The organism is Streptomyces sp. NPDC056580, assembly GCF_042793175.1.
Classification (GTDB): domain Bacteria; phylum Actinomycetota; class Actinomycetes; order Streptomycetales; family Streptomycetaceae; genus Streptomyces.
Genome location: NZ_JBHTVE010000011.1, coordinates 74,776 through 90,014, shown reverse-complemented (window position 1 = coordinate 90,014; position 15,239 = coordinate 74,776). Strand labels below are relative to the sequence as shown.

At 72.8% G+C, this 15,239-nt stretch carries 11 protein-coding genes; 7 read left to right on the top strand and 4 right to left on the bottom strand.

Features of this window, described 5'->3' with window-relative positions:
* Positions 1 to 11 precede the first annotated feature (11 nt).
* Positions 12 to 878 carry an acyl-CoA thioesterase II gene (tesB, locus tag ACFQ9Z_RS24760; RefSeq protein ID WP_383022638.1) on the top strand — a complete coding sequence of 289 codons (867 nt, stop codon included), beginning with the start codon at positions 12 to 14 and terminating at the stop codon, positions 876 to 878.
* Between the two features lie 402 nt (positions 879 to 1,280).
* Positions 1,281 to 1,691 carry a hypothetical protein gene (locus ACFQ9Z_RS24755; protein WP_383022636.1) on the top strand — a complete coding sequence of 137 codons (411 nt, stop codon included), beginning with the start codon at positions 1,281 to 1,283 and terminating at the stop codon, positions 1,689 to 1,691.
* 76 nt (positions 1,692 to 1,767) lie between these two features.
* Here the strand turns inward: ACFQ9Z_RS24755 and ACFQ9Z_RS24750 are convergent, their stop codons facing one another.
* The gene (locus tag ACFQ9Z_RS24750; protein ID WP_383022634.1) at positions 1,768 to 2,556 is read right to left on the bottom strand and encodes a phosphatase; all 789 of its coding nucleotides are present in this window, start codon (positions 2,554 to 2,556) and stop codon (positions 1,768 to 1,770) included.
* 104 nt (positions 2,557 to 2,660) lie between these two features.
* The gene (locus ACFQ9Z_RS24745; protein WP_383022632.1) at positions 2,661 to 4,511 is read right to left on the bottom strand and encodes a helix-turn-helix domain-containing protein; all 1,851 of its coding nucleotides are present in this window, start codon (positions 4,509 to 4,511) and stop codon (positions 2,661 to 2,663) included.
* Positions 4,512 to 4,702: 191 nt separating this feature from the next.
* On the opposite strand from ACFQ9Z_RS24745, the gene ACFQ9Z_RS24740 reads away from it, so the two are divergent.
* The 3 genes from ACFQ9Z_RS24740 to ACFQ9Z_RS24730 are packed head-to-tail and all read left to right on the top strand — an operon-like array spanning position 4,703 to position 8,882.
* Complete coding sequence (locus ACFQ9Z_RS24740) at positions 4,703 to 6,163, top strand: sodium:solute symporter (protein ID WP_383022630.1); 1,461 nt, start codon at positions 4,703 to 4,705, stop codon at positions 6,161 to 6,163.
* A 56-nt stretch (positions 6,164 to 6,219) separates the two neighbouring features.
* Positions 6,220 to 7,191 (top strand): agmatinase, encoded by a 972-nt coding sequence (gene speB / locus ACFQ9Z_RS24735; RefSeq protein WP_383022628.1) that lies wholly within the window; start codon positions 6,220 to 6,222, stop codon positions 7,189 to 7,191.
* A gap of 5 nt (positions 7,192 to 7,196) precedes the next feature.
* Positions 7,197 to 8,882 carry a thiamine pyrophosphate-binding protein gene (locus tag ACFQ9Z_RS24730; protein WP_383022625.1) on the top strand — a complete coding sequence of 562 codons (1,686 nt, stop codon included), beginning with the start codon at positions 7,197 to 7,199 and terminating at the stop codon, positions 8,880 to 8,882.
* A gap of 95 nt (positions 8,883 to 8,977) precedes the next feature.
* Here the strand turns inward: ACFQ9Z_RS24730 and ACFQ9Z_RS24725 are convergent, their stop codons facing one another.
* Both ACFQ9Z_RS24725 and ACFQ9Z_RS24720 read right to left on the bottom strand, forming a co-directional pair.
* On the bottom strand, positions 8,978 to 9,781 hold the full coding sequence (locus tag ACFQ9Z_RS24725; RefSeq protein ID WP_383022623.1) for an endonuclease I family protein: 804 nt from the start codon (positions 9,779 to 9,781) through the stop codon (positions 8,978 to 8,980).
* A gap of 200 nt (positions 9,782 to 9,981) precedes the next feature.
* Positions 9,982 to 10,350, bottom strand: coding sequence for a hypothetical protein (locus ACFQ9Z_RS24720; protein WP_383022620.1), 369 nt, complete (start codon positions 10,348 to 10,350; stop codon positions 9,982 to 9,984).
* A gap of 72 nt (positions 10,351 to 10,422) precedes the next feature.
* On the opposite strand from ACFQ9Z_RS24720, the gene ACFQ9Z_RS24715 reads away from it, so the two are divergent.
* Positions 10,423 to 11,346: a serine hydrolase gene (locus ACFQ9Z_RS24715; RefSeq protein WP_383022618.1), complete on the top strand. Its 924-nt coding sequence runs from the start codon at positions 10,423 to 10,425 to the stop codon at positions 11,344 to 11,346.
* Positions 11,347 to 11,468: 122 nt separating this feature from the next.
* Complete coding sequence (locus tag ACFQ9Z_RS24710) at positions 11,469 to 15,188, top strand: ABC transporter ATP-binding protein (protein ID WP_383022616.1); 3,720 nt, start codon at positions 11,469 to 11,471, stop codon at positions 15,186 to 15,188.
* Positions 15,189 to 15,239 lie beyond the last annotated feature (51 nt).

Sequence of the window (15,239 nt, the reverse complement as noted above, 5' to 3'; positions counted from 1 at the left end):
ACAACCACCCCATGAGCCAGGCACTTCAGGACCTCCTCGATCTGCTCGACCTCGAGCAGATCGAGGAGGACATCTTCCGCGGCCGGTCCCGCTCCGCGGTCGTACCCCGCGTCTTCGGCGGGCAGGTCGCGGCGCAGGCGCTGGTCGCCGCGGGGCGCACGGTCCCCGCCGACCGGCAGGCCCACTCCCTGCACGCGTACTTCCTGCGGCCGGGCGACCCCGGCGCGCCGATCGTCTACAGCGTCGACCGCATCCGCGACGGCCGGTCCTTCACCACCCGACGGGTGGTCGCCGTGCAGCACGGCAAGCCGATCTTCCACCTCTCGGCGTCCTTCCAGACGTACGAGGAGGGGCTCGACCACCAGACCACCATGCCGGCCGCGCCCGACCCGGCCACGCTGCCCACCTCCCAGGAGCGGATGCGCGGCTACGCCCATCTCGCGCCCGAGGTCGTGGAGCGCTTCCTCGAGGCCCGCGAGGCGATCGACCTGCGCTACGTGGACGAGCCGCCGTACGGCAGGTTCGGCGAGCCGCGCGAACCGCACTCCCAGGTGTGGTTCCGCACCAACGGCAAGCTCGACGACGACCCCCTGCTGCACGTCGTGCTCGCCACCTATGTCTCCGACATGACCCTCCTCGACTCCGTGCTGCTCGCGCACGGCCGCGGCGGCTGGGCGGTCGGGGACGTCGTCGGGGCGTCCCTGGACCATGCGATGTGGTTCCACCGGCCCTTCCGCGCCGACGAGTGGCTGCTCTACGACCAGGAGTCGCCGTCCGCGCACGGCGGCCGGGGCCTCGGCCAGGCCCGCATCTACACCCAGGACGGCCGGCTGGCCATCTCGGTCATCCAGGAGGGCGTCGTCCGCGTCCCCCGCTGACCCGGACCGGAAGCGGCTCCGGCGTTGTCCGGGGCCGCAGTTCGGGGCGGTGGGCGCGGGCGGTGCCGCCGTTCCCCGCGCCCGCCGCCGGGGGCGGACGGCCCCCCGGGACCTTTTTCGGAACGGCGGCAAATAGTTGCCTGCTCAAAGTGACGTGTGACACATGGGGGACTAGGCTCTGGAGTGAAGCCGCAGTGCACGGCATGCCTGGTCGGCGAGATCGCGGGACAACCGGACCTCAGCCGCGGCACCCGGGTGCGCGATGGCGTACGGGTGGGCCGCAGGCGCCGGCAAGGTGACGCACGTCGTGGTCCACACGCTGCGACGGACTCTCCCGACCGCCCCGCTCTTCCCTCTTGATCCGCGGCGGCGGCCATCCACCCAGGGATGGAAGGTATTTCCATGCGAGCACAGCGCACGAGGCGCCTTGTCGCCCTGTCCGCCACCGGCCTGCTGCTGGCAGGCGGTGCGGCGATGGGTGCGGCGGGCACCGCCTCGGCCTCCGACCACAGTGACCACGGCTCCTACAGCCACAGCCGGGACTGGGGAGGCAACGACCACTCCAACCACCACGACCGGTGGTGGAACGGCGATGACGACGACTACGGCTATGGCGGCGACTACGGCGGCTATGGCGGCGACCACGGCGGCTATGGCGGCGACCACGGCGGCTACGGCGGCGACCACGGCGGCTATGGCGGTGACTATGGCGGCTACGGCGGCGACCACGGTGGCGGTGACCACGGCGGCTACGGCGGTGGCGACCACGGCGGCGGTGGCGACCACGGCGGCGGTGGCTACGGGGGTCGCTGAACCGACCACCACCTGAGATGACGATGTGCGGCTCCGGCCACGGAGCCGCACATCCGCCGTGCCGGCCGGCGGGGGGCTAGTCGAGGCCCGCCCCCGCCAGCAGATACGCCGTCATGGGGTCGTAGTGGCGCGGGCTGACCACGTGGTCGTCGAGCGGCACCGTCACCTGCACGGTTCCCTCGGACTCGGCGAGGAAGAGCGCCGGGTCGTTGCAGTCGGCGTACCCGACGGAGTCGACGCCGTGCTGGCCGGCGTACCCGGCCCAGCCGTGGTCGGCGACCACCAGGTCAGGCAGCGGACGCCCTTCGCGCTCAAGTCCGGTCAGGATGGCCCGCATCGGCTCGCCGGAGTGCGTGTGCCACAGTGTCGCGCCGTGCTCCAGGACGGCCACGTCCGCGAACTGCATGACGTAACCCTCGTCCGTATGCAGCCCGTCCGGGATGACCACGATCTCGCAGCCGGCGGCGCGCAGCGCCGCGGCCGTGGCCCGGTGCACGTCGAGCAGACCGCCCGGGTGACCGGTGGCGAACAGCACCCGCTGGCGTCCCTCGGCCGCCTTGCGCAGCCGGGCGGCCAGCCGGTCCAGCGCGTCGACGGTCAGCTCGGGGTCGATGGTGTCCTGCCCGTACCGGTACTCGGGGTCGTCGTTGACGCCCACCCGCTCGGCCATCACCGCGAGCACGTCCTGCTCGTCCGCCCAGCGGTCGCCCAGTTCCAGCCCCAGCCAGAAGTTGCGCTCGCCGTTGGCCAGCCTGCGGTAGTGGGAGAGGTTGTTCTCGCGGGGCGTGGCGACGTCCCCCGCGATACGGGTCCTCACCAGATGGTCGACGAGCTGGGCGCGGCTGGGTGTCCCGGGTATCGGCATGCCTCCCATTGTGAGGGCAGCCGGCCGGACGCGTCCTCGCCGTCCCGCACGCTGGGACCTGGATCACTGGGTTCCTCCGCAACCCCCGGCCCCAGCGGCCTCGCTCAGCCCTGCCGCAGCGCGAACCACAGCTCCATGCGCACATCCGCGTCGTCCAGGTCGGCGCCCAACAGCGCGGCGCAGCGGGCGATCCGCTGCCGCACCGTGTTGCGGTGCACGTCGAGCGCCACCGCCGTGCGGTCCCAACTGCCGTGCAGCGAGAGCCAGGTGCGCAGCGTCTCGGCGAGCGCGGGCTGGGCGCCGAGCGGCCCGAGCAGCGCACGGGCGTGCGCCTGGGCGTCCGCCCGGGGCACCAGTTCCGCCAGGCCCGGCCTGGCCCCGTGCCGGACCAGCGGGACGCGGGTGGCGCGGGCGCGGGCGAGCGCGCGGGCCGCCTGGCTGTCGGCGGCTGGCCACTCGCCGGGGCCGGCGGCCGCGCTGACCCCGAGGGTCCAGCCCGGCTGGGGCACGGGCTCCCGCTCGGCGGGCGCCAGCACCCTCACCACGTCCCGGCCCACGTCCACCAGCGGCGAGCCGAGGGCGGCGCCCAGCGCGGAGGCGGCCACGGCGTCCGGCGACTGGGCCTCCGGCCGGGCGTGCACGACGATCCAGCGGCCGTCCCCGAGCAGCGGCGCGACCTCCTCGGGGGACGAACCGAGCAGCAGCCGCACGAGCGCGGCGGACCGGGCCGCGCCCGAGCCGCTCTGGTGCTCGCCGGTCAGCAGCGAGAGCAGCACGGCGGCGACGGAGGCGATGGTGTGGTCCCCGGGCCCGCGCTGCCCGGAGGCGACCCCGAGCACGAACCCCTCGCCGGCCCCGAGGGCGTAGGCGGCGAGGTGGGTGTCACCGAGGGTGTCGGTGGCCGAGGAGGGGGCCGGCCGGGGAACGGACACGGGCACGGGGGCGGCGGGCGCGGCGAGGCCGGGCTCACCCGGCGTGGGACCGCCCACGCCGGGCGCCTTCGGGCTTCCGCCGCTGACCGCTTGCGGGCCCCGGGTGCCGCCCGCTCCCGGGCCGCCGGCTCCGGAGCCGCCCGCCTCCGGGTTCCCGCGGCCCCTCCGGCTTCCGCCGCCTGCTTGTGGGCCGCTGACCGTGGCCGAGCCCGGGTCGCCGGGGCGGGGGCCACCCGTCCGCGGACCGCCGAAACCGTCCGCTCCACCGCCGCCGGATCCCCCGGCGCCACCCGCCCTGACGCCCCCGGCCCCCAGCCCCCCGGCGCCGGGCGCGCCCGCCGTGCCCCGGTCCGGTTCCGGGGAGCGTGGGCCGGTCGGGCGGACGACCTGCCTCAGCTGCGACAGGGCCTCGCGAACCTCGTCGGGCACCGTGCGGCCGGCCTGCGCGATGCCGGTGCCGTCCGGGCCGAAGAGGATCGCGTGGCCGCCCAGGCGCTGGGCGAGCTGGCGCAGCACCGAGGGCACCGGGTCCGGGCGGGAGGCCGCCGCGGCGAGGCTCTGCTGGGCGTCGGTCACGCGGCGCAGTTCGGCCAGCCGGGCCTGGGCCATGAGCTGCCAGACCGCGCGGGCCACCCCCGAGAAGGTCGTCCGCGGCGGCACCTCCAGCAGCGGGAGTCCCTGCGCGTCGCAGGCCGCGACCAGGGCGGGCGGCACGGTGTCGTGCACGGGGGCCACCCCGAAGCCGAGGGCCGCGCCGCCCGCCGCCACGACCCGGGAGACGTAGTCGTCGAACCTGCCCGCCTCCGCCCCCTGCGGGATGTGCACCCCGGCCGTCAGCAGCAGCTCGCCGCCCAGCAGGTACGGGTACGGGTCGGCCATCTCCGAGGTGTGCGCGCCGTGGATCACCAGGGACGGGCCGGCCGGGCCCGCGATCTGGCGCAGGGCGAGGTCCTCCCGGGCCAGCAGGGCCGAGAGCGCGACCGGCGGGGTCGGCGGGACCGCCGGGGCGACCGGTTCCGGCATGGTGTGCGTTCCCTCCATTCAGCCCCGTGCATATGGATGAAACGTACACTTCGCAGTCGCTTTCCGGCCACCTAGTGTCAAGTCAGTCCGGCAGCCGCGGGTACGGGCGGATGTCCCCGCGAACCGCTGCCGTCACGTCCCCGTTGCAACCGCACGACACGCCACCGGATGTGCGCGAAGGAGGGCCCCACATGGCCGTCGACTACACAGTGATCGTCGTCTACCTCGCCGGCATGCTGGCCATGGGCTGGTGGGGCATGCGCCGCGCCAAGTCCAAGAGCGAGTTCCTGGTGGCCGGCCGGCGCCTCGGGCCCGCCATGTACTCCGGCACCATGGCCGCGATCGTTCTCGGCGGCGCGTCCACCATCGGCGGCGTCGGGCTCGGCTACCAGTACGGCCTCTCCGGCGCGTGGATGGTCTTCACCATCGGCCTCGGCCTGCTGGCCCTGTCCGTCTTCTTCTCGGCGCGCATCGCCCGGCTGAAGGTCTACACGGTCTCCGAGATGCTGGACCTCAGATACGGCGGCCGGGCGGGCGTGATCTCCGGCCTGGTCATGTGGGCGTACACCCTCATGCTGGCGGTGACGTCGACCATCGCGTACGCCACCATCTTCGACGTCCTCTTCGACATGAACCGCACCGTCGCGATCATCCTCGGCGGCTCGATCGTCGTCGCGTACTCGACGCTGGGCGGCATGTGGTCGATCACCCTCACCGACATGGTGCAGTTCGTCGTCAAGACGATCGGAGTGCTCCTGCTGCTCCTGCCCATCGCGGTGGTCAAGGCGGGCGGCTTCTCCGAGATGAAGGCCAAGCTGCCCACCTCGTACTTCGACCCGCTGGGCATCGGCGGCGAGACGATCTTCACCTACGTGCTGATCTACACCTTCGGCATGCTGATCGGCCAGGACATCTGGCAGCGCGTGTTCACCGCCCGCGGTGACCGGACCGCCAAGTGGGGCGGCACGGTCGCCGGCACCTACTGCCTGGCCTACGCCCTCGCCGGCGCCGTGATCGGCACCGCCGCCAAGGTGCTGTACCCCAAGCTGGGCAGCCCGGACGACGCGTTCGCCACCATCGTCAAGGACGAACTGCCCGTCGGCGTGCGCGGCCTGGTGCTGGCCGCCGCCCTCGCCGCCGTGATGTCGACCTCCTCCGGCGCCCTGATCGCCTGCGCCACCGTCGCCAACAACGACATCTGGTCGCGGCTGCGGGGCGTGGGCAGGCGCCCCGGCGAGGAGCACGACGAGGTCCGGGGCAACCGGGTCTTCATCCTGGTCATGGGCCTCGCGGTGATCGGCACCGCGATCGCCCTGAACAACGTCGTCGAGGCACTGACGGTCGCCTACAACCTCCTCGTCGGCGGCCTGCTCGTGCCCATCCTCGGCGGCCTGCTGTGGAAGCGCGGCACCGCGCAGGGCGCGCTGGCCTCCGTGGCCGTCGGCGGCCTCGCCGTGATCGGCCTGATGGCCGGCTACGGCATCCTCGCCAACGAGCCGGTCTACTACGGCCTGCTCGCCTCCCTCGTCGCCTACGTCGCCGTCTCCCTGGCGACCCGGCCCACCGACGAGGCCGTCCTCGCCGCCTGGCGGGAACGCCTCGCGGGACGCACCCCCGAACTCGCGTCCGAACCGGTAGCGGCTCACCAGTAGAGTCGTAAGGAAAGCAGTACAAGCGTGATGAAGCGCTGGAAAGAAGGCAATTGACCATGAGCAGCAACGAGACGCCCCGCGGCCCTGTCGACTCCTCCCGCGTCCCGCGGTACGCCGGCCCCGCGACCTTCGCCCGGTTGCCCCGCCTTGACGAGGTCGGCGCCGCCGACATCGCCGTGGTGGGCGTGCCGTTCGACTCCGGCGTCTCGTACCGGCCGGGCGCCCGCTTCGGCGGCAACGCCATCCGCGAGGCGTCCCGGCTGCTGCGCCCGTACAACCCGGCGCAGGACGCCTCCCCCTTCGCCCTCGCGCAGGTCGCGGACGGCGGCGACATCGCCGTGAACCCGTTCAACATCAACGAGGCCGTGGAGACCATCGAGGCGGCCGCCGACGACCTGCTGGGCACCGGCGCCCGCCTGATGACCCTCGGCGGCGACCACACCATCGCGCTGCCGCTGCTGCGCTCGGTGGCGAAGAAGCACGGCCCGGTGGCCCTGCTCCACTTCGACGCCCACCTGGACACCTGGGACACCTACTTCGGCGCCGAGTACACCCACGGCACCCCGTTCCGCCGCGCGGTGGAGGAGGGCATCCTCGACACCGAGGCGCTCTCCCACGTCGGCACCCGCGGCCCGCTGTACGGCAAGCAGGACCTCACCGACGACGAGAAGATGGGCTTCGGCATCGTCACCTCGGCGGACGTCTACCGCCGGGGCGCCGACGAGGTGGCCGACCAGCTCCGCCAGCGCATCGGCGACCGCCCGCTGTACATCTCCATCGACATCGACTGCCTCGACCCGGCCCACGCGCCCGGCACCGGCACCCCGGAGGCGGGCGGCATGACCTCCCGCGAGCTGCTGGAGATCCTGCGCGGGCTCGCCTCCTGCAACCTGGTGTCGGCGGACCTCGTGGAGGTGGCCCCCGCGTACGACCACGCGGAGATCACCTCGGTGGCGGCCTCTCACACGGCCTACGAACTGACCACCATCATGAGCCGCCAGATCGCGGCGGCCCGGAAGGACGCGTAAGCGAAGTGACTCACGACCACGACCTGGTGCTCCGCCCGACCGAGGCAGAGATCTCGACCGCGCTGAACCCTCCCCCCGGGCGCACGGGCGGAGACCTGGTCGTGGAGACCCTGGCCGGGCTGGGCGCGACCACCGTCTTCGGCCTGCCCGGCCAGCACGCCCTCGGCATGTTCGACGCCCTGCGCCGCTCGTCGCTGCGCTACGTCGGCCTGCGGGTGGAGAACAACGCGGGCTTCGCGGCGGACGCGTACGGCCGGGTCACCGGTGAGGCGGCCCCGCTGCTGCTCTCCACCGGCCCGGGCGCGCTGACCTCGCTGGCCGCGCTCCAGGAGGCGGCCGCCGCCTCCGCCCCGGTGCTGGCGATCAGCAGCCAGGTCCCGACCGCCGGGCTGGGCGGCGGGCGCCACGGCTACCTGCACGAACTCCCCGACCAGTCGGCCTCGTTCCGGGGCGTGGTCAAGTCCGTCCACACCGTCCGCACCCAGTCGCAGATCCCGTCGGCGATCGCCGAGGCGTGGAAGTCGGCGCTGACCGCTCCGCACGGCCCGGTGTGGGTGGAGATCCCCCAGGACGTGCTGCTCTCCCGAACCCCGCTGCCGGTGGTGACGGCGATGGACGCCGCCCCCGACGACCTGGTCCCGCGCCCCGAACTCACGGCGGTCGCCGCCGACCTGCTGTCCCGCGCGGCCCGCCCGGCGATCATCGCGGGCGGCGGAGTCGTACGGGCCGATGCGGCCGGGAAGCTGAAGGCGCTGGCGGAGAAGCTGGACGCCCCGGTGGTGACGACCTTCGGCGGCAAGGGCGCCTTCCCCTGGGAGCACCCCCTCTCCCTGCAGTCCTGGCTGGAGGACCGCCACACCACCGACTTCCTGGAGGACGCCGACGTCCTCCTCGTGGTCGGCTCCGGCCTCGGCGAACTCTCCTCGAACTACCACACGTTCAGGCCCCGTGGCCGGGTGATCCAGATCGAGGCCGACCTCGGCAAACTGGAGTCCAACCACCCGGCCCTCGGCATCCACGCGGACGCCCGCCTCGCCCTCCAGGCCCTGCTGGAGACGGTGGAGGACCGTACGGACGAGTCGGCGCCGCAGCGGGTACGGGATCTGCTGGCCAAGGTCGCGGACCGCATCGCCGCCCAGGAACTCACCCTGGAGCAGAATGTGCTGGCCGCCGTCCGCCGCGCCCTGCCGACCGGCTCCCCGTCCTTCTGGGACATGACGATCCTGGCCTACTGGGCCTGGTCGGCGTTCGACCCCCGGGGCACGAACACCATGCACTCCGCCCAGGGCGCCGGCGGCCTCGGCTACGGCTTCCCGGCGGCACTCGGCGCGGCGGCGGCCGACCCCTCCCGTCCGGTCCTCGCGGTCTCCGGCGACGGCGGCGCCCTCTACTCGATCGCCGAACTGGCCACGGCCCGCCAGTACGACCTGCCGGTCACCTGGCTGATCGTCGACGACGGCGGCTACGGCATCCTGCGCGAGTACATGACCGACGCCTTCGGCCAGGCCACGGCGACGGAACTGACCCGCCCGGACTACGTGGCCCTGGCCGAGTCCTTCGGGGTGCCGGGCGTGCGCACGAGCCCCGAGACCCTGGAGGAGGACCTGGCGAAGGCGCTGGCGTCCCCCGGCCCGTCGGTGGTGGTCCTGCCGGCGGTGCTGCGGATGTTCGCGCCGACCCATCTGGGCTGACCGGCCGCGCCGGACGCCGGACGGCGGTGGACCTCCCCCGCGCGGGGGGAGGTCCACCGCCTTCGCGCGGGGGGAGGTCCACCGCCTTCGCGCGTCTACCAGATCGCGTCGACCCACTCCGGGTGGTCGATGAACGGGTTGCGGTTGTGCTGGTAGGTGTCGTAGATGACCTGGTTGCGCTTCTCCTCGAAGGCGCTCGGCGGGTCCTCGTCGTTCCACTGCTTGAGGACGGACAGCTTGCCGATGTACGGGTTGCTGCCGTTGTCGACCTTCTCGTTGGGCTCCAGGTCGGCGAAGCCGTCGCCCCCGTCGTAGCGGACCGCCATGTAGAGGATCATGCGGGCCACGTCGCCCTTGTCCGCGTCGCGTGGCTCGAAGGAGTCGGAGTCGGTGAGGCTGCCGCCCCCGCCGCTGACCGCACTGCCGCCGTTGTCGAAGTCCTTGTTGCCGCGGACGCTGTTGACCTGGACGTCCGCGGGGCGCAGGTGGTGCAGGTCGGTGCCGGGGCCGGTCACCTCGCCGAAGTCGCCGTGCGACTTGGCCCACACGTGCTCGCGGTTCCAGTCACCGGTGCTGCCGCCGTTGAGGGACTTGGCCCGTGAGACGCCGCTGTAGAGCAGGATCACGTTGTTGCTGTTGTTCGGGTCCTGGTCGGTGACCTTCAGCGCGTTCCAGACCGCCGAGTACGAGATCTTGCTCTGGCTGCTGATGATGGTGTGCAGCGAGGACTTGAGGCTCGCGCCCGTCTTGCCGACGGCGTTCTTGTAGTACGTGCTGTCGTACGAGGTCGTCGTCGCGCTCGCCGGGGCGGCGATCGCCGTGGGCAGGGTGAGCCCGACGAGCAGGGCCGAGACGGCCAGTGCCGGAGTCTTCCAACGGTGTATGTGCGTCACGGTCATGTGGGGGCCGATCTACGCGGGTTGATTGAGCGGACGACCGGAGCGTGACATGGGCATGCATAAATGGTGGTGAAGCGGAGGTGACCGTTGTGTGCCGGAACCCGTCAAGTCCGTTTGTCCCAACGGTCATTCGGCGCTGCGACGGCCTGCGGCACGCCGGCCGGGGTGAGCGGTCGGCCGGCGCGACGGGCCGAGCGGTCCTAGGTGAAGAGCTGGGGCCACTTCTCCTTGTACTCGGCCAGCTGGGCCTCGTAACCCGCCCGGTGCCGCGCGAGTTCGCCGTCGTTGATGTTGTCCGAGGGGACCGGCCCAGCTGTGAGGAAGCCCGGGATCGACTGGAATATCTCCGATGCGGCCTTCCAGTGCTCGCCGCCCCGCCCGCGGATCTTCGTGAGCGCCTCGTACAGGTCGACCCTGACGCGCCCGATGCGTATCTCCGGGCTGTCCTTCGGGTTCGGCGCGGCGTCCGGGGTGAGCAGCTCCCGCTCCGGCCGGGCGAGTTGGCGCAGCACGGCCAGTGCCGCGAACAGGCGCCCGGACTGCGTGAGTTGACCTTCCGTCTGCGGCATGAGGGGAGTATTGCCGCACCCGTGACCGACCACACGTACAACCGTCACCCGCCCCGGTGAGTCAACGCATGCATGACTCCCCGCACATCCATACGCGCCGGAGCGCTCGCGGCCGCCCTCGGCGCCGTGGTGCTCGTGCCGGCCGTCGCCGCCGGGCCGGCCGCCGCGGCGACGACGCCCACCGTCAGCTGCACGTCCGCCAAGGCGGGCCTGGCCGCCAAGCTGAAGCAGGACATCACCGCGGCCCTCGCGGGCCGCAAGGGCACCGTCGCGATCGGTCTGTACGACCGGTCCACCAAGACCACCTGCACCCTGCGCGCCACCACCGCCTACGACTCGGCCAGCACCGTCAAGGTCACCGTCCTCGCCACGCTGCTGTGGGACGCCAAGAAGCACAACCGGTACCTGACCGACCGTGAGGCCTCGCTCGCCAAGGCCATGATCACCAAGTCGGACAACAACGCGACCAGCACGCTCTGGAAGCAGCTCGGCATGACGAAGATCAAGGGCTTCCTGTCCGCCGCCGGGATGACGAGCACGGTCCCGGGCGCGAACGGTTACTGGGGCCTGACCCAGGAGAACGTCACCGACGAGCAGAAGCTGCTCAAGCTCGTCACGGCCAGGAACAGCGTGCTGAGCGACAACTCCCGCGCATACATCCTCAAGCTCATGAACCAGGTCGTCTCCTCGCAGCGCTGGGGCACGCCGGCCGGAGCGCCGTCCACGGTCACGGTGCACGTCAAGAACGGCTGGCTGCAGCGCTCCACGCACGGCTGGCGGGTGCACAGCCTCGGCACCTTCGACGGCGGCGGCCACGACTACATGATGTCCGTGCTGACGCACGGCAACAGCACCATGAGCTACGGCGTCACCACCATCCAGAACGTCGCCAAGGCGATCCACAAGGACCTGGTGCCGACGACGTCCGGCGTCGCCCGCTACACCCCGACCAGCACCCCGAGCGAGGCGCACGTCGCGGTGCCGCCGCAGGGCTGAGACGGCTCCGTCACCGGCGGTGACGGCCCGGCGCCCGGCCCCGTTTTGTTGCAGGGGGATGAAATCCGCACGCCCCGGCGTTGGTGCCTTCCGGTAGAGCAGGACGACAGGAAGGCACCGGCGTGGCAGCGCAGCGGGGATGGGCACGGCGGCTGGCGGGCTACGCCTGGCGGTATCCGAAGGACGTCGTCCTCGCCCTCGGCTCCTCCCTCGGCGGCATGGCCGTCATGGCCGTCGTCCCGCTGTTCACCAAGGTGATCATCGACGACGTGATCGGCGCCCACACCCGCTCCATGGCGGTGTGGGCCGGCGCCCTGCTCGGCGCGGCCGTCCTGGTCTACGTCTTCACCTTCGTCCGCCGCTACTACGGCGGACGGCTCGCCCTCGACGTCCAGCACGACCTGCGGACCGAGATGTACGGCACGATCACCCGCCTCGACGGCCGCCGCCAGGACGAGCTGTCCACCGGCCAGGTGGTCGGCCGGGCCACCAGCGACCTCCAACTCATCCAGGGCCTGCTCTTCATGCTCCCGATGACCATCGGGAACGTGCTGCTCTTCGTGATGTCCCTGGTGATCATGGCGTGGCTGTCGCTGCCGCTGACCCTGGTCGCCCTGGCCGTGGCCCCGGCCCTGTACGCGATCGCCAAGCGCAGCCGCAGCAAGCTCCACCCCGCCACCTGGTACGCCCAGGCGCAGGCCGCCGCCGTGGCCGGCGTGGTGGACGGTGCGGTGAGCGGCGTGCGGGTGGTCAAGGGGTTCGGGCAGGAGGAGCAGGAGACCGGGAAGCTGCGCGAGGTCGGCCGCAAGCTCTTCGCGGGGCGGCTGCGCACCGTCCGGCTGAACAGCAGGTTCACCCCGGCCCTGCAGGCGGTGCCCGCCCTCGGCCAGGTCGTCATGCTCGCCCTCGGCGGCTGGCTGGCCGTGCGCGGGCACATCACCCTCGGCACCTTCGTCGCCTTCTCCACCTACCTCGCCCAGCTCGTCGGCCCGGTCCGCATGCTCGCCGTGGTCCTCACCGTCGGGCAGCAGGCCCGGGCCGGCACCGAGCGCGTGCTGGAGCTGATCGACACCGAGCCGACCCTTCAGGAGGGCGCCAAGACCCTCCCGGCCGACGCGCCCGCGACCGTCGAGTTCGACGACGTGTCGTTCGGCTACGACCAGGGGCGTCCCGTCCTCGACGGCCTCAGCTTCGAGATCCGGCCCGGCGAGACCCTGGCCGTGGTCGGCTCCTCCGGCTCGGGCAAGTCCACCGTCTCGCTGCTGCTGCCGCGCTTCTACGACGTCACCCGGGGCGCCGTCCTGATCGGCGGGCACGACGTGCGCGAGCTGACCCTCGACTCGCTCAGGGCCGCGATCGGCCTGGTGCCCGAGGACTCGTTCCTGTTCTCCGACACCGTCGGCGCGAACATCGCCTACGGCCGCCCGGACGCGACCCAGGAGGAGATCGAGGCCGCCGCCCGCGCCGCCCAGGCCGACCGGTTCATCTCCGAACTGCCCGAGGGCTACGACACCAAGGTCGGCGAGCACGGACTGACCCTCTCCGGCGGCCAGCGCCAGCGCGTCGCACTCGCCCGCGCCCTGCTGACCGACCCGCGCCTGCTGGTCCTGGACGACGCCACCTCCGCCGTGGACGCCCGCGTCGAGCACGAGATCCACGAGGCGCTGAAGCACGTGATGGAGGGCCGTACGACCCTGCTCATCGCGCACCGCCGCTCCACCCTGAACCTCGCCGACCGCATCGCCGTCCTGGACGGCGGCCGGCTCGCCGACCTCGGCACCCACGAGGAACTGCAGGAGCGCTGCGCCCTGTACCGCCGGCTGCTCACCGACCCCGACGAGCTGGGCGGCGTCTCCCCGGGCCACACCGGCCCCGCCGAGCCGCAGGAGGACACCAGCCTGCGCGAGGAGCTGGACGCCGAGTTCGACGCCGAGCGCGGCATCACCCCCCGGCTGTGGACGGGTGAGCGCCGGCCCAGGGACGCGGCCATGGCGGGCACCCCCGCCACCCCCGAGCTCCTCGCCCAGGTCGAGGCGCTGCCCCCGGCCACCGACACCCCCGACGTCGACGAGGCCCGCGCGGTACGCGCCGAGGAGTCGTACGGCCTGCGCCGCCTGCTGCACGGCTTCGGCCTGCCGCTGCTGGTCAGCCTGCTGCTGGTCGCCGTGGACGCCGGCGCCGGCCTGCTGCTGCCGGTGCTGATCCGGCACGGCATCGACCAGGGCGTGAGCCGCATGGCCCTGGGCGCGGTGTGGGCGGCGTCGCTGCTGGGCCTGCTCACCGTGCTGGTGCAGTGGGCCGCGCAGGTCGGCGAGACCCGGATGACCGGCCGCACCGGCGAGCGCGTGCTGTACGCCCTGCGGCTGAAGATCTTCGCCCAGCTCCAGCGGCTCGGCCTCGACTACTACGAGCGCGAGCTGACCGGCCGGATCATGACCCGGATGACGACGGACGTCGACGCCCTCTCCACCTTCCTGCAGACCGGCCTGGTCACGGCGTTCGTCTCGGTCGTCACCTTCTTCGGCATCATGGCCGCCCTGCTGGTGATCGACGTGCAGCTCGCCCTGGTCGTCTTCGCCACCCTGCCCCCGCTCGTCGTCGCCACCTTCTTCTTCCGCCGGGCCAGCGTGAAGGCGTACGAACTCGCCCGTGAACGGGTCTCGCTGGTCAACGCGGACCTGCAGGAGTCGGTGGCCGGGCTCAGGATCGTTCAGGCGTTCCGCCGCGAGCCGGACGGCGCCCGCCGGTTCGCCGGGCGCAGCGAGAGCTACCGCGCCGCGCGCATCCGCGGCCAGTGGCTGATCTCGGTCTACTTCCCCTTCGTCCAGCTCCTGTCCTCGGTCGCCGCGGCCGCCGTGCTGGTCACCGGCGCCGGCCGGGTGGAGGCGGCCACCCTGACCACGGGCGCGCTGGTGGCGTACCTGCTCTACATCGACCTGTTCTTCGCCCCCGTCCAGCAGCTCTCCCAGGTCTTCGACGGCTACCAGCAGGCCACCGTCTCCCTCGGCCGCATCCAGGAACTGCTGCGCGAGCCGGCCTCCACCGGCGCCGCCGACGAGCCCCGCGAGGTCGGCTCCCTGCGCGGCGACATCGCCTTCGAGGACGTGCACTTCGCCTACGGTGCCGACGAGGAGGCGCTGACCGGCGTCGACCTGACGATCCCGGCCGGGCAGACGGTCGCCTTCGTCGGCGAGACGGGGGCCGGCAAGTCGACCCTGGTGAAGCTGGTGGCCCGGTTCTACGACCCCACCTCCGGCCGGGTCACGGCCGACGGCACGGACCTGCGCACCCTGGACCTGACCTCGTACCGGCACCGCCTCGGGGTGGTCCCGCAGGAGGCGTACCTCTTCCCGGGCACCGTCCGGGACGCCATCGCCTACGGCCGTCCCGAGGCCACCGACGCCGAGGTGGAGGCGGCGGCGCGGGCGGTCGGCGCGCACGAGATGATCGCCACGCTCGACGGCGGCTACCTGCACGAGGTCGCCGAGCGCGGCCGCAACCTCTCGGCCGGCCAACGCCAGCTCATCGCGCTCGCCCGGGCCGAACTGGTCGACCCGGACGTGCTGCTCCTCGACGAGGCCACGGCCGCTCTCGACCTGGCCACCGAGGCCCAGGTCAACCAGGCCACCGACCGGCTGGCGGGCCGCCGCACCACACTGGTGGTCGCACACCGGCTGACCACGGCGGCGCGCGCCGACCGGGTGGTGGTGATGGACCACGGCCGGGTGGTGGAGGACGGCACCCACGACGAGCTGCTGGCCCGCGACGGCCGGTACGCGGAGCTGTGGCGGACGTTCGTCGGCCGGTCCGAGCCGGAGGAGCCGGTCGGCGCCATCCGCTGAGCCCCGGCGCACGGCCGGCCCGGCGGCCGTGCAACCATCCGGCACGTGCGG

What these genes read in the sequence shown, in the direction of transcription:
- ACFQ9Z_RS24720 (WP_383022620.1), bottom strand. Translation starts at nt 10,350, where the DNA reads ATGCCGCAGACGGAAGGTCAACTCACGCAGTCCGGGCGCCTGTTCGCG.
- ACFQ9Z_RS24750 (WP_383022634.1), bottom strand. Translation starts at nt 2,556, where the DNA reads ATGCCGATACCCGGGACACCCAGCCGCGCCCAGCTCGTCGACCATCTG.
- speB (WP_383022628.1), top strand. Translation starts at nt 6,220, where the DNA reads ATGAGCAGCAACGAGACGCCCCGCGGCCCTGTCGACTCCTCCCGCGTC.
- ACFQ9Z_RS24755 (WP_383022636.1), top strand. Translation starts at nt 1,281, where the DNA reads ATGCGAGCACAGCGCACGAGGCGCCTTGTCGCCCTGTCCGCCACCGGC.
- ACFQ9Z_RS24740 (WP_383022630.1), top strand. Translation starts at nt 4,703, where the DNA reads ATGGCCGTCGACTACACAGTGATCGTCGTCTACCTCGCCGGCATGCTG.
- ACFQ9Z_RS24715 (WP_383022618.1), top strand. Translation starts at nt 10,423, where the DNA reads ATGACTCCCCGCACATCCATACGCGCCGGAGCGCTCGCGGCCGCCCTC.
- tesB (WP_383022638.1), top strand. Translation starts at nt 12, where the DNA reads ATGAGCCAGGCACTTCAGGACCTCCTCGATCTGCTCGACCTCGAGCAG.
- ACFQ9Z_RS24745 (WP_383022632.1), bottom strand. Translation starts at nt 4,511, where the DNA reads ATGCCGGAACCGGTCGCCCCGGCGGTCCCGCCGACCCCGCCGGTCGCG.
- ACFQ9Z_RS24725 (WP_383022623.1), bottom strand. Translation starts at nt 9,781, where the DNA reads ATGACCGTGACGCACATACACCGTTGGAAGACTCCGGCACTGGCCGTC.